The organism is Paraburkholderia sp. CNPSo 3272, from assembly GCF_024206495.1.
Lineage (GTDB): Bacteria > Pseudomonadota > Gammaproteobacteria > Burkholderiales > Burkholderiaceae > Paraburkholderia.
In genome coordinates, this window is the sequence record NZ_JAMBPQ010000025.1 from 1 (window position 1) to 13,165 (window position 13,165).

Annotated in this window: 9 protein-coding genes and 2 pseudogenes; 5 read left to right on the forward strand and 6 right to left on the reverse strand. The window is 64.4% G+C overall.

Annotation, left to right across the window (positions count from 1 at the left end; all coding sequences use genetic code 11):
- Both M3I53_RS25535 and M3I53_RS25540 read right to left on the reverse strand, forming a co-directional pair.
- A pseudogene (locus M3I53_RS25535) lies at nt 1-1,259 on the reverse strand (alkaline phosphatase family protein); the annotation flags it as partial.
- A gap of 101 nt (nt 1,260-1,360) precedes the next feature.
- Nucleotides 1,361-2,251, reverse strand: coding sequence for a LysR substrate-binding domain-containing protein (locus M3I53_RS25540; protein ID WP_254318626.1), 891 nt, complete (start codon nt 2,249-2,251; stop codon nt 1,361-1,363).
- 521 nt (nt 2,252-2,772) lie between these two features.
- Here M3I53_RS25540 and M3I53_RS25545 point away from each other — a divergent pair.
- Nucleotides 2,773-2,907: pseudogene (locus tag M3I53_RS25545) on the forward strand (IS5/IS1182 family transposase); the annotation flags it as partial.
- A 43-nt stretch (nt 2,908-2,950) separates the two neighbouring features.
- On the opposite strand, the gene M3I53_RS25550 reads toward M3I53_RS25545, so the two are convergent.
- The 3 genes from M3I53_RS25550 to M3I53_RS25560 all read right to left on the reverse strand — a co-directional run bounded on the left by M3I53_RS25550 (nt 2,951) and on the right by M3I53_RS25560 (nt 6,427).
- The gene (locus tag M3I53_RS25550; protein ID WP_254318627.1) at nt 2,951-3,931 is read right to left on the reverse strand and encodes a zinc-dependent alcohol dehydrogenase family protein; all 981 of its coding nucleotides are present in this window, start codon (nt 3,929-3,931) and stop codon (nt 2,951-2,953) included.
- Nucleotides 3,932-3,983: 52 nt separating this feature from the next.
- Nucleotides 3,984-5,381: a dihydrolipoyl dehydrogenase gene (locus tag M3I53_RS25555; protein WP_254318628.1), complete on the reverse strand. Its 1,398-nt coding sequence runs from the start codon at nt 5,379-5,381 to the stop codon at nt 3,984-3,986.
- A gap of 131 nt (nt 5,382-5,512) precedes the next feature.
- Entirely contained in the window at nt 5,513-6,427 is a 915-nt protein-coding gene (locus tag M3I53_RS25560; protein ID WP_254318629.1) for a LysR family transcriptional regulator, read from the reverse strand.
- Nucleotides 6,428-6,543: 116 nt separating this feature from the next.
- Between M3I53_RS25560 and M3I53_RS25565 the strand changes: the two genes are divergently transcribed.
- Together M3I53_RS25565 and M3I53_RS25570 are read left to right on the forward strand one after the other, a co-directional pair.
- Nucleotides 6,544-7,467, forward strand: a complete 924-nt coding sequence (locus tag M3I53_RS25565; protein ID WP_254318630.1) for a DMT family transporter — start codon at nt 6,544-6,546, stop codon at nt 7,465-7,467.
- Between the two features lie 116 nt (nt 7,468-7,583).
- On the forward strand, nt 7,584-8,957 hold the full coding sequence (locus M3I53_RS25570) for an LLM class flavin-dependent oxidoreductase (protein ID WP_069263300.1): 1,374 nt from the start codon (nt 7,584-7,586) through the stop codon (nt 8,955-8,957).
- Nucleotides 8,958-9,043: 86 nt separating this feature from the next.
- Here M3I53_RS25570 and M3I53_RS25575 read toward each other — a convergent pair whose 3' ends face one another.
- Nucleotides 9,044-9,844 carry a MetQ/NlpA family lipoprotein gene (locus M3I53_RS25575; protein ID WP_254318700.1) on the reverse strand — a complete coding sequence of 267 codons (801 nt, stop codon included), beginning with the start codon at nt 9,842-9,844 and terminating at the stop codon, nt 9,044-9,046.
- A gap of 189 nt (nt 9,845-10,033) precedes the next feature.
- Between M3I53_RS25575 and M3I53_RS25580 the strand changes: the two genes are divergently transcribed.
- Together M3I53_RS25580 and M3I53_RS25585 are read left to right on the forward strand one after the other, a co-directional pair.
- Complete coding sequence (locus tag M3I53_RS25580) at nt 10,034-11,530, forward strand: MFS transporter (RefSeq protein WP_254318631.1); 1,497 nt, start codon at nt 10,034-10,036, stop codon at nt 11,528-11,530.
- A 125-nt stretch (nt 11,531-11,655) separates the two neighbouring features.
- Nucleotides 11,656-13,071, forward strand: a complete 1,416-nt coding sequence (locus M3I53_RS25585) for a YeiH family protein (RefSeq protein ID WP_254318632.1) — start codon at nt 11,656-11,658, stop codon at nt 13,069-13,071.
- Nucleotides 13,072-13,165 lie beyond the last annotated feature (94 nt).

The following is a 13,165-nucleotide window of genomic DNA, read 5'->3' on the forward strand; positions in this document are numbered from 1 at the left end:
GGGGGCGGAGGGGGTGCCACATACTCGATCTGGATCAGCGACGCGAGCGGCGCATTGCCCGCGGCCACCACGTAGTTGAACGTATAGGCGCCGGTCGTGCTGACGCCGAGCTGGCTGTCTGTGTACGTCGTCGTGCCTGCAGGGAGCGTGGCGATCTGCTGGCCGTTGCGTAGCACCGAGATCGCGCCGCTCGAAGGCGGGGTCCAACTGAGGACCGTACTCGCATTGTCGCTGCCGGTGACACCGATGAGCTGCGACACCGGCTGCTGGCCGATCAGTTCGCCGCCATCCAGTGCATAGGTCACCGCGCTCGGCAGCGCACCCCAATAGGCGAGCAGCGTGGGCGTGATGTCTGCAATGCTGGCGCGGGTATATAGGTCCGCGAGCGAGGTGGGGGCGGCCGGATTGGTGAGGCGCCCGTTGGGTTGCTGGTTGATGCCGATGAAGCTCGTCGACTCCGGCGCGAGGGGCAGGGCGTCGGTGCCACCCGCGGCATTGAGGCCGTGGCTGGTTGTCACGAGCACGAGCCAATTCTCCCCGCTGCGTTGCGACACGTCGCCGACGAGCGTGCCGACGGCACTGTCGAGTTGTGCGAGCGTGGCTGAATAATTCGACGAGTTGAGGCCCCAGTTGAGAGCGGCGTCTTCGGCGGAGTGATACTGGGCGACGACGAGCGAGTAGCCGTTGTCGATCATGCTCTTGCCTTGAGTCGTCACGCAGCTGTCGACTGAGGCGCAGTTGACCACGGTGTCGATGTAGCCGGCGTTCTGGTCGGGCGTTAGGATCGAGGCGAAACCAGGCGAATCGACGGCTGCACCCAACTTGCCCGCACCCGCGGACTTCAATATTGAGAATACGGTGGGCGCGTGCAGCGCCTGTTTTGGCGCGTCGGATTCGATCTGATGGCGGTCGGCCCAGGAACCGGTCACGATCGTGGCCCAGCCGGGCATATCGAGATTCGGTTGCTGGCTGAGCGTGCTGTTCACGCCGCCACTATAGGCAGGCGCAATGTTCAGCTTCGCGAGGTTCGGCAGAGTGCCGCCCGAGATGCCTGCAGTGAGGGCGCTATAGGTTGCGCCGTCGAGCTCGATCACGAGCATCTTGTTGAGCGTGCCGCTGGCTGTGCCCGATGATCCGATCGCCGCGTCGCCTGAAAAGGTCCGGTTTGCCGCCGATTGCATGCCTCCGTCGCCGCAACCGCTGAGCGCGGTGACGAGTGCGAGACCATACGCGGCGTATACGAATGCCTGTCTTGTCATGGTTATCCCCCTGCAAAGATTCGCCGGTGTATCCAGCGATTGAGGGCGATATTAGGCAGCAGGCAAGACGCCTATATTGCGTTCTGCGAAAGATCCCCGATTCACGTATCGGTTTTTTTTATGGGGAGCCCGATGGTCTCGGCCAACGTCGCCATGAATGTGGTGATGAGACGCGCGCCCGAACGGCTGCGCAGGTGGTAGAGATATTCGTATACGGCAGGGCATTCCGGCTCGATGGACACCGAAACGAGCGCTGAGCCGAGGGGCACCTCGCCCGCTGGCATCAGGGCGCAGCCGAGGCCGAGGCGGATCGCTTCACAGATCGCTTCGCGGCTGCCGATCTCGATGAGCGCCCGAGGCTCCACGCGGCGCTGCCCAAGGGCGGCCTCCGTTGCGTCGCGCGTGCACGAGCCCTGTTCGCGCAGCAGCAGCGTTTCGGCCGCGAGCACGTTCAAGTCGACGCTGCGCTGCCCCGCAAGCGGATGGCGAGGTTCGACGACGAGTACGAGCCGATCACTGGCGATGCGATGCAACTCGAGGCTTTCGTCGTCCACGTGATGGGATGAGACCGCGATATCGACGCGATGCTCCGCGAGTGCGTCGAGCACGGCTTGCGAGTTGCCGATCTCGATGCCGATCTGGACGTGAGGATAGCGGCGACGAAATGCGGCGATGGTCGGCAGGACGTAGTAGGGGCCAGTGGTCCCGAGCCGGAAGCTGCCCGCGAACAACTCGCACTCGTTGCGCAGTACGAAGTCGATGTCGCTCTCCGCCTGCGTCATTCGGTCAATGAACGGCATGAGCGCCGCGCCGGTCTTCGTCACGTCAAGGCGGCTGCCGCGCCGGTGAAAGAGTTGCACGCCGTACCGTTTCTCGAGCTGCTGGATGCGCGCTGTGACGGTTGGCTGACTTATCCCCAACCGTCGCGCGGCAGCCGTGACGCTGCCCTGTCGAACCGTTTCGTAGAATGCAGCAAGCAAAGGAGCGAGCATTTTCTGTTTTCCCAGACAGTATCCGGCGGAGGGATGCAGCATGTGTGCCGACCGTACACCATCAGTCCAATCCCACGTTCGCGAGATACGTAAGGACTGGAAGCTTTATCCGGGGCACGCGCTACCGAGTTATGAAGTCATTTCCTTGCGGTAGCGATTTGCCGTTCGAGATACGGGGCGGGCAGCACCGGCGAACGCCAGCACGTCGTCCAATCCCATGAAATTGTCCGGCAGTTCTTCGATTTGCTCGATCGGTGGGCTATATTGCGACCATGCGTTCGCTTAATCTCTCGGCAAATGCCGGCGGGGTGTATTCCGAGCGGTCCACGTAGATGTAATCTCTCATTCGGTCGTCGACATTCTGAACGATTTCCATGGCGTCGCCAAGGCAGCTATCGAGCGGCTCCGCGTTTCTCGCTTTGAGCAAAGCTGTTGCCTTTCAGCAAAAGCCGTTAAATAAGGCCACTCAGCAACCGCTTAGTTCTATGCGTCGAAGCAGTCGAAGGATTCAATGTGCGACGGTCAACGCACGCGTGACACGCGCCGACGGTCATGCCGAGCGTGAAGCGGCCAAGATCATGAGCCACGACGCTCGGCAAGCGGCAGAGGGTCCGGACGCAGAAATCACGCTGGATGCAGACAAGGGTTACGACGCAAGGTCGCCGGATGTATAGCGCCGCGACGCAGCACAACCTACCCTCAACCAATCTCAACCACAACCTTGCTAGCCGCACTCCCGTCGGCGACAGCCTCATAAGCCCGCTCGATGTCGTTCAACGAGAAGCGCCGCGAATCCACCCGCGGCTCAAGCTGCCCCGCCTCGACAAGCCGCGTAGCCTCACCAAGCATCTCACCGTGATGCCCACGGTTCTTCCCACTCAAAAGGGGATAAAGCGTAAACACCCCCGAATAAGTCGCCTCACGAAACGACAGCGGCGCGAGCGCATGCGTGCCCCACCCAAGCGCGCTCACCACGTGCCCAAAATGCTTGACCGCGACAAACGAAGCATCGAGCGTCTTGCCACCCACCGTGTCCACGACGAGATCAAACCCGGCACCTGCCGTATGAGCTTGAACGTACTGCTCGACGCTCAGCGCGCCGTAATCGATAGGCGTCGCACCCAGTTGCGAAATCACATCGGCATTGCGCGTGCTCCCCGTCGCGAAGACAGTCGCATGAAGCGCGCGCGCAATCTGCACGGCCACGTGGCCGACGCCACCCGCGCCGCCCTGAACCAGCACGCTCTGACCCGCCGCCAGGTGAGCGCGATCGACGATGCCCGACCACGCCGTGATGAACGCAAGCGGCAACGCGGCGGCTTCGCGCATCGAAAGATTCGCGGGCTTGCGCGCGAGGAGGTCCGCGTCGACGGCAGCGTACTCGGCCAGCGAACCTTGGATGCCGCCCACGCCGCCCGTCATGCCGTACACCTCGTCGCCGGGCGCGAAACGCGTGACGCCCGCGCCGACCGCTTCCACCACGCCTGCCATGTCGATGCCGAGCACGAGCGGCAGCGGATGCTTCGCATGATCGGCCTTCCCCGCACGAATCTTGACGTCGAGCGGATTGAGGCCTGCAGCATGAACGCGCACGAGCACCTGGCCCGTTTGCGGTTCCGGGCGATCGAGCGTGGTCAGTTCGAGCGGACCATCGTATTGGCTGAGGACGAGTGCTTTCATTGTTAGTGTGTGTGCCGTTGCGAATTGAAATGGTTAGCCACGCGAGATTCACTCAGCCCTTGTGATTCAGCTGCGAGGCAGCGTCTCGCAAAGCCGTGCGCAAGCCTTCTTCGACCACCGGGTGATAGAACGGCATCGCCAGCATGTCGTCCACGCTCAATCCCATCTGCACGCTCCACGCGAGCAGGTGCCCGATATGTTCCGCCGCCGGCCCGAGCCATTCCGCACCCACGAAGCGCCGCGTCGTACGGTCCACGTACACGTGGCCCAAGCCGTGGTTCTTGAGCATCACGCGGCTGCGCCCCTGATCTTCGAAGCTCACGGCGCCAGTCACGAAGCTGCCTTCCACCAGTTCCCGATGTGACTTGCCGACCATGGCGATCTGCGGATCGGAAAACACGATTGCAAGCGGTGCACGGCGCGCAACGGGTTCGACTTCGGGAAAGCGAGCCGCATTGCGGCCCGCGGCGCGGCCCTCGTCGGCGGCTTCGTGCAGCAGCGGCAGCATATCGTTCGCGTCGCCCGCCAAAAACACCGGCGCGGTGCCGATCTGCAGCGTGGCCGCGTCGAAACGCGGCACGCCGTGCGCGTCGAGTTCGAGCGAGGTGTTTGCGAGGCCCAGCTTCGCCACGTTGGGATTCCGGCCCGTTGCTGCCAGGACGTAATCAAACGTTGCTTCGGACTGCGTGCCATCCGCACGGGCATAGCGCAGCGTCACGCCCGCGTCGCTGCGCGTAGCCGATACCACACGTCCCCGCGTCTCGAACTGCATTTCCGCGCCGAACACGCGGTGCGCTTCGCTGATCAGACGCGGGTCGGTGAGCGGCCCCACGCTGCCGTGCGAGCCGCCGTACAACGTCACCCGCACGCCGAGCCGCGCGAGCGCCTGGCCGAGTTCCAGACCGATTACACCCGCACCGACCACCGCCACGCTGCGCGGCAAGTCCTCCCACGCGAACACGTCGTCGTTGACGATCAGCCGCTCGCCAAGTCCCGCGAGGGACTCGGGTACCGTGGGTGTCGAGCCCGTGGCGATCACGACGCTCTTTGCGCGCACCTGCGTGTGCTCGCCAACCTGGAGCAGCCCGTCATCGATGAAGCGGGCGTGCCCGACCAGGCGGTCCGCTTCGGGCAGCGCGAGCGTGCTGTCAACGACGAAACCGACGAACCGGTCCCGCTCGCGGCGCACGCGCTCCATCACAGCCCGGCCGTCGATCTCCATACCGAGCGGATTCACGCCGAAACGCGGCGCCATCGTTACCGCGTGCGCCGCCTCGGCCGCTGCGATCAGCAGCTTCGAGGGCATACAGCCCACGCGCGCGCACGTCGTGCCGTAAGCGCCGTTTTCAATGATGATTGCGCTTGCACCTTCCGCCTTCGCGGCGCGGTAAGCGGAAAGTCCGGCCGTGCCGGCGCCGATGATGGCGACATCCGTTCGCAGGGTTTGCATCGTGTTTCCTTGAGGGGTTCATGCATTCGTTTCCATGACCCAGTCTAGGAGGTCCACACGCGCGGGTGAATGTCGGCGCTGCTCAAGTTCATGCCCGATCGTCTCACGGGCGGCGGGGCGCGGGCCGCCGGTCAACCGGGCATGTGCTGCGCGAGCCAGTCGATCAACACGCGCACCTTCGGCGGCAAAAACCGGTTGGGCGGATAGAGCATCCACACCGGGCCGCTGTACGCGCGCGGCTCCAGCGACCAATCGGGCAGCACACGAACGAGCAGACCGTCGCGCAGAGCATCCGCCGCGGCGAATTCGGGCAGGCTCGCAATGCCCCAGTCCGCGAGCGCCGCATCGCGGCGAGCGCCCACGTCGTTGGCGATATAGCGGCCCTTCACCTCGACGGCATGCGCCTGCGCGCCGCGCCGGAAGGTCCAGCGGTTGTCGTCGGGCGTTTCGCCGAGATACAGGCAGTCGTGGCGCGCGAGATCCTTCGGGTGCTTCGGCGTGCCGTGCGCGCGCAGATAGGCGGGCGACGCGCACGGCATCCACTGCAGCGCGCCGAGCCGCCGCGCCGCGAGCCCCGGCGGCGGCGTGGGCGTCGGGCGAATCACGATATCGACGCTGTCGCGCACCGGATCGACGTCGCGGTCGGTAAAGATGAGTTGCACCGCCACCTCCTCATACGCGCGCAGGAAGCCGGAAATCAGCGGATGAATGACGCTTTGCGCGAATGAAATCGGCGCGCTGATGCTAACGCGGCCATGCGGGCGGTCGGTGAGGCGGCTGGCGGCTTGCGCCGCGCTCGCGGCGGCTTCGACCATGTCCGCGCAGTGACGGTAGACCTCGGCGCCCGATTCCGTGAGCCGCAGGCTGCGCGTGGAGCGCTCCAGCAGGCGCGTGCCGAGCGCGCGTTCGAGCCGCTGCATCTGGCGGCTCACGGTGGAAGGCGTGCTGCCGAGCTGGCGCGCCGCGACCGAGAAATTACCGGCGTCGACCACGCGGGCGAAGGTGGCCAGGTCGGGAAGCAGAGGCAGGAGGTCGGCGGGATTCATGGCAGTGCCATCTGTGCATCCAGAGCATAAATGATGTTCCGTCGAAGCGGATTATCGCTGGGAAGTCATTGCCGCACAATGTGCCCATTCCCGGCCAATCTGCACGCTCGTTCCCCATGAATGCCCTGACCCGTTCGCCCCGCACCGTCGATCTATTGCTTGTTGCTGTCGCGCTAATCTGGGGCACGAGCTATGGCGTGGTGAAGGGCGCGCTGCTCGTCTACCCGGTGCTCGGCCTGCTCGCGCTGCGCTTTGGCATCACGTTCGTGCTGCTGTCGCCCACGCTGCGCGGTCTACGTCATGTGATGTGGCGCGAGCGGATCGGCGTGTTCGGCGCAGGACTCCTGCTGCTCGGCATCTTTCTGGCCGAGACGTTTGGCGTGTCGCTCACGAACGCCTCGAACGCCGCGTTCCTCATCAGCCTGTGCGTGGTCCTCACGCCGCTCGTGGAGTGGGCGTGGCTCAAGCGCGCGCCGCGGCCGGTGGAATGGGCGGCGGCTGGCGTGTCGCTGTTTGGCGCGCTGCTCCTGACGGGCGGCCATGTGGCGGCGAGCCCCGGCGATCTGCTGGTCGTGCTGGCCGCGCTGCTGCGCGCATTGACGACCTGTGCGGTCAAGCGCGTGATGAAGTCGGGCGCCGTGCCGCCGCTCACGGTGACGGCGGTCCAGTCCGCCGTCGTTTCGATTGGCTGCGCCGCGCTCGCGTTGACTGTTGCGCCCGAACAGTGGCGGCCGTTGCCGCCCTGGCAGGGGCACGGCGTGTTCTGGGGCAGCGTGATCTATCTCGTGGCGGGCTGCACGCTGTTCGCCTTCTTCGTGCAGAACTACGCCGTGAGCCGCAGCAGCCCCACGCGCGTGGCGTTGCTCATGGGCAGCGAGCCGGTGTTCGGCGCGCTCTTTGCAGGCGTGTGGCTGGGCGAGCGGCTTACCTTGCCCGCATGGATCGGCGGCATGCTGATCGTGGCCGCTTCGCTTTTCGCGCTCAAGGGCGAACCGCAGGCCGATGCGCGGATTGAAGCACAGGACGCCGTGAAAGCGTAGGCCGGGTCCACATCCGCAAAGCTGATATGCAATTGCGAATTAACTGGTAGGGGATCGGGACGCAGGCTGTTCCAATGGGCATTTGGACCTTCGATGCCGCAGGAGCGAGCCTTACGATGGCGAAAACGAACAAACCCATTTTGCTCAACGCGTTCAACATGAATTGCGTGGGGCATATCAATCACGGGCTGTGGACGCACCCGCGCGACCGCTCGACCGACTACCGCACGCTCGCGTACTGGACGAATCTCGCGCGTACGCTGGAGCGCGGGCTCTTCGACGGGCTTTTTCTCGCCGATATCGTGGGCGTCTACGACGTCTATCAGCGCAACGTGGACGTGACGCTGCGCGAGTCGATCCAGTTGCCGGTGAACGACCCCACGCTCGTCGTGCCGGCCATGGCCGCTGTGACCGAGCATCTCGGCTTTGGCGTGACGGTGAACCTGACTTACGAGCAGCCTTATTTGCTGGCGCGGCGATTTTCGACGCTTGATCACCTCACGCAGGGCCGCATCGGGTGGAACATCGTGACGGGCTATCTGGACAGCGCGGCGCGCGCCATGGGACTCGAGCAGCAACTGCCGCACGACGAGCGCTACGACCGGGCGGACGAATACCTGGAAGTCCTCTACAAACTCTGGGAGGGCAGCTGGGAAGCGGACGCCGTGCGGCGCGACAAGGCCGCGCGTGTTTTCGCCGATCCAGCGAAGCTGCATCGCGTGGAGCATGCGGGACGTTACTACCGCGTGGACGGTTATCACCTGGCGGAACCTTCGCCGCAGCGCACGCCGGTGCTGTTCCAGGCGGGCAGTTCGGGGCGCGGGCAGCGCTTTGCGGCGCGTCACGCGGAATGCGTGTTCATTTCGCCGCCAAGCCGCGCCGCCGCGCGCGAGACAGTGCGCGCGTTGCGCGAACAATTGGTGCAAGCGGGGCGCCGGCCCGACGATGTGAAGGTCTTCGTCGGCGTGGCGGTGGTGCCGGGCTCCACTGAGCGCGAAGCGCGCGAGAAGTATGCCGACTACCGGCAATATGCGAGCCGTGAAGCGGGGTTGGCGCATTTCGCGTCGAGCACGGGTGTCGATTATTCGCAATACGATCTGGACGCGCCCGTGGATTATGCGCCGGGCAATGCGATCGAATCCGCCACGCGGACGGCGAAGCAACACGGCTGGACGCGGCGCAAGCTGCTGGAGATGTTCGAGCTGGGTGGGCGCTATCCGGCGATTGTCGGCAGCGCTTCGCAGGTGGCGGATGAACTGCAGGCGTGGATTGACGAGGCGGATGTGGATGGGTTCAACCTGAGCCGCACTGTCGTGCCCGAGAGCTACGAGGATTTCGTGGATCTCGTCGTGCCGGAGTTGCAGGCGCGTGGGCGGTATAAGACGGCGTATGCGCCGGGGACGTTGCGGGAGAAGTTGTTTGGGGGGGAGGCTACCTTGCCGCAGCGGCATGCTGGGGCGGGGTATCGGTGGGGGACTGAAGTGGTTTGAATGGGATTTAATGGGAGAGGCCAAAGCGCCGGGGAGCCGCGAACAAAAAGCATCACGGCGCCCCGCGGCAAACCCCACCCACTCCCTTACTGCTGCGGCGCCCCCTGCCAGGCAGGCAACGTAGCCCCGTGATACACAGCAATAATCTCCGACGCCACATTAGGCTGCTGATAGCTCTCCACAAGCGCACGCACCCAACCCGCGTTAGCGTCCTTCTCATTCACGGCAATGAAGTTGCGATAAGGATTGCCAGTCACCTTCTCCTGAGCAATCCGCTCCTGCGGAATCTTGATGCCGGATTTGACGGCCCAGTCCGTATTGACAACGGCCGCATCCAGATCGCCAATCGCGCGCCCGACGATACCCGAATCAAGTTCCTTGATATGGATATTCTTCGGGTTCTTCGCGATGTCGCGTGCGGTCGGCAGCAGGCCGACGTCCTCGCGCAACGTAATGAGTCCCTGTGCCTGGAGCAGCAGCAGCGAGCGGCCTTCGTTGCTCGGATCGTTCGGCACGCCAATGGTCGCGCCCTGCGGCAGGTCTGCCACTGACTTCACCTTGCGCGAATACAGCCCGATAGGCTGCACGTAGGTAAAGCCGACCGGCACGATCTTGTAGCCGCGCGCCTTGATCTGCGCGTCCAGATACGGCTTGTGCTGGAACGAATTGGCGTCGAGGTCGTGGCTGGAAAGCGCTTCGTTGGGCTGCGTGTATTCGGAGAACGTGGTCACCTTGATCGTGAGGCCGCGCTTCGCGGCGTTGGCGGCCACCACGCGCCATACGTCCTCGTCTTCACCCGACATGATGCCAACGCGCAACGTCTGATCTGCCGCGTGCGCGAGCGTCGCGCCCCCAATACTTACGCCCAGCGCGAGCGAAGCCAGCATCGCGCCCAGCAAGGTTCTTTTCTTCATAGAATCCATTATTCGAAGAGTTGTGGATAGGGCGATGCTAGAGAGCGCGCGGCAAGCGGACAACCAATTTTGGGAGGATTGCTTAGCTATATTCGTCGTTTTGCGGCACGCAGCGACGTGGCTAGGATGCAGCGATTCCATTCCTCACGCGAGTCTCGTTCCATGTCCACTCTCGCCGTTCCCGCTTCGGAACTCGTCGACGCCGCCGGGCAAGCGCAAGCCCCGCAACATGCCGTGATCCGCTCCGCTCAGGACGTCTCCCGTATCGTCAACGCCGGCGCAGCGCAGGGCAGCAACGCGCGTATCGTGATCGCGATCGCACTGGGCGGTGTGTTTCTCGATGCCTACGATCTCACCTCGCTCGCCTATGGCATCAAGGATATCGCACGCGAATTCTCGCTATCGCCAGTGCAAGTCGGCTTCGTTTCGGCGGCCATTACGTTCGGCGCGATTCTCGGCGCCCTGTTCGGCGGCTATCTCACGGACCGCGTCGGGCGCTACCGCGTATTCATGGCCGACATGCTGTTCTTCGTGGTGGCCGCAATCGCGGCCGGGCTCGCGCCCAACGCCTGGGTGCTGGGCGGCGCACGCTTTCTCATGGGCTTCGGGGTGGGGCTCGATCTGCCGGTCGCCATGGCGTTTCTCGCCGAGTTCTCGCGCGTGGCGGGCAAGGGCAACAAGGCGGCCAGCGTGGCGGCGTGGTGCCCCGCGTGGTACGCGGCCACGAGCACCTGCTATCTGCTCATTCTCGGCCTCTATGCGATCCTGCCCGAGCATCAGCTCGGCTGGCTCTGGCGTATCACGCTCGCGTTCGGCGCGGTGCCGGCGCTCGTCATCATTGCCGTGCGTAGCCGCTATATCAGCGAGTCGCCCGTGTGGGCCGCGAATCAGGGCGATCTGGAAGGCGCGGCGCGCATTCTCAAGCGCTCGTATGGCGTCGATGCCGTGGTCGAGCGCGGCGAAGCGCCCACGCGAGCGCCGCGTGCCGCTTCATGGCGCAACTACGGCGTGCTTTTCAACGCCACGTATCGTCGCCGCACGATTCTTGCCGCAACGATCGGCGCGGCGTCCTCTTTCGGTTACAACGCGATCATTTTCGGCCTGCCCGTGATCATCGCGAGCTTTCTCCAGCAGGGTCCGCTCACAACCATCGTTGCTTCGCTCACGCTGAACCTGTTGTTCGCTTTCCTTGGCGGGTTGATTGGCGTGCGTACCGCGCCCACCGTCGGCGCGTGGAAAATGACCGTGCTCGGTCACACACTGCAGTTCGTCTCGCTCATCGGTCTTGCGCTGATCGGCCATCCGGGCAGCGCTTTTTTCGTTGTGGTCGCTATTGTGCTGCTGGGCGGTTATCTGTTCGGGCAGGGGTTCGGCCCCGGCTCGCATTCCATGACTTATGCGTCGCTCAGCTATCCGACTTCTCTGCGCGGCATTGGCGTGGGCTTCAATCAGACGCTCGTGCGCTCCGCTTCCACGGTGTCGCTATTCCTTTTTCCCGTGCTCGCCGCGGCGCTCGGCACGAAGGTTTTCTGGGTGATTGCCGTCGCGCCGCTCACGTCGCTGCTCGTGTTGCTCGCGATCCGCTGGGAACCCTCGGGCTACGACATCGATAGCGAGGATTATGCGGATGAGCGCGAAGACGCTGCAATTGCAGCATAAGCAAAGAGGAATAAGTCATTTTCGTTTCGAACATGCGCATTCCATACTGAGTGCGAGGCGCGTGCTTCGGGATGTGTAGCGCCTGTTTACCGGCGACACGAGGTTTGAACAGGGGAAAACTAACTATGAGCCATACGACTCTTGCGGATGAGGGTGGCAAGCGTGCGGGTGAAACCGTAACCGCGCAACGCCGGCCGTTCGGGACGGAAGACTGGTGGGCGGTTGCAATCGGGCTGTTCTTGATTGCGATCGCGTATGGGCTGTTTGCTTCGGGCGGCAGTATCAAGAGCCTTGCCGTGGCGCCCGGGCGCTGGAACGACTTCGACGAGCTCGCTCGCAACCTCGCCGCGCATGCGGGAGCCTATGTCGCGCTTTTCGCGGGGTTTGCGGCCGTGTTCTCGGTGGCCATTGCGGCGCTCGGCTTGCCGGTCGCGCAATTCATTCGGGGATTCTTCGTCCTCTTCGTGGCGTCGGCGGCCATCTTCATCGTGGGCGCCTGGGCGCAGGCCACGCGCTACAACCTTGAGCCGCCGCTCATCGCACTGGCGCTCGGGCTCATCGTGTCGAATATTTTCACTGTGCCCGCCTGGCTTGCGCCGGCGCTGCGCGTGGAGTTCTACATCAAGGTCGGGATCGTGCTGCTCGGCGCGACGCTGCCGCTCACGTTGATCGTGTGGGCGGGGCCAGTTGCCGTGGGGCAGGCTACCATCGTTTCGCTCGTCACGTTTTTCGTGATCTATGGCGCGGCGCGGGCGCTGAAGATCGACCAACGCTTCGCCGCAGTGCTCGGCGTGGGCGGCGCGGTGTGCGGCGTTTCGGCGGCGATTGCGATTGCGGGCGCGGTGCGCGCACGGCGCGAGCAGGCTTCGGTTGCGATCACGCTGGTCGTGGTATGGGCGATCGTGATGGTGTTCGCGCTGCCGGCGCTTTCGCGTGCGTTCGGCCTGCCGACCGGTGTGGCTGGGGCGTGGATCGGCACCTCGGAGTTCGCGGACGCGGCGGGCATTGCTGCCGCCCAGGCCTACGGCGACTTTGCGCGACACGCTAGCGGCGCAGTGGCGGGTGCGCCCGATGCATCGCTGCAAGCATTCGTGTTGATGAAGGTGGTGGGCCGCGACATCTGGATCGGCATCTGGGCCTTCGTGCTGGCGATCGTGGCGACCACGCGCTGGGACCGCGAGGCCGGTGACGAAGTGCAGACCACGACGCGCGCCCGCGAAATCTGGACGCGGTTTCCCAAGTTCGTGGTCGGGTTCGTGATTGCTTCGGCGTTTGTCACGTGGGTCGCTTCGCATTACACGCTGGCCGAATACCGCGGCGCCGTAACGCCAGGCTTCGTCGCGCCGATCGTCGCGTTGCGCACGTGGGCGTTCACGTTCTGCTTTCTCAGCATCGGCCTCACGACTCGCTTCGCCGCGCTTTCGTCAACGGGCGTCAGGCCGCTCGTCGCGTTCACTGTCGGGGTGGCCGTGAACGTGGTGCTCGGGTATTTGCTTTCGGCGCACCTGTTCGCGCCGTACTGGCTTGCGCTCGGAAAATGAACTTGAATGGCGCGGCGCAATCCGGGAAGCGCCCACTGTGTGGGCAGTGTGCGCATTGGGCCGAAGACCGCGCGTTGCTGGAGGCACGCATCCC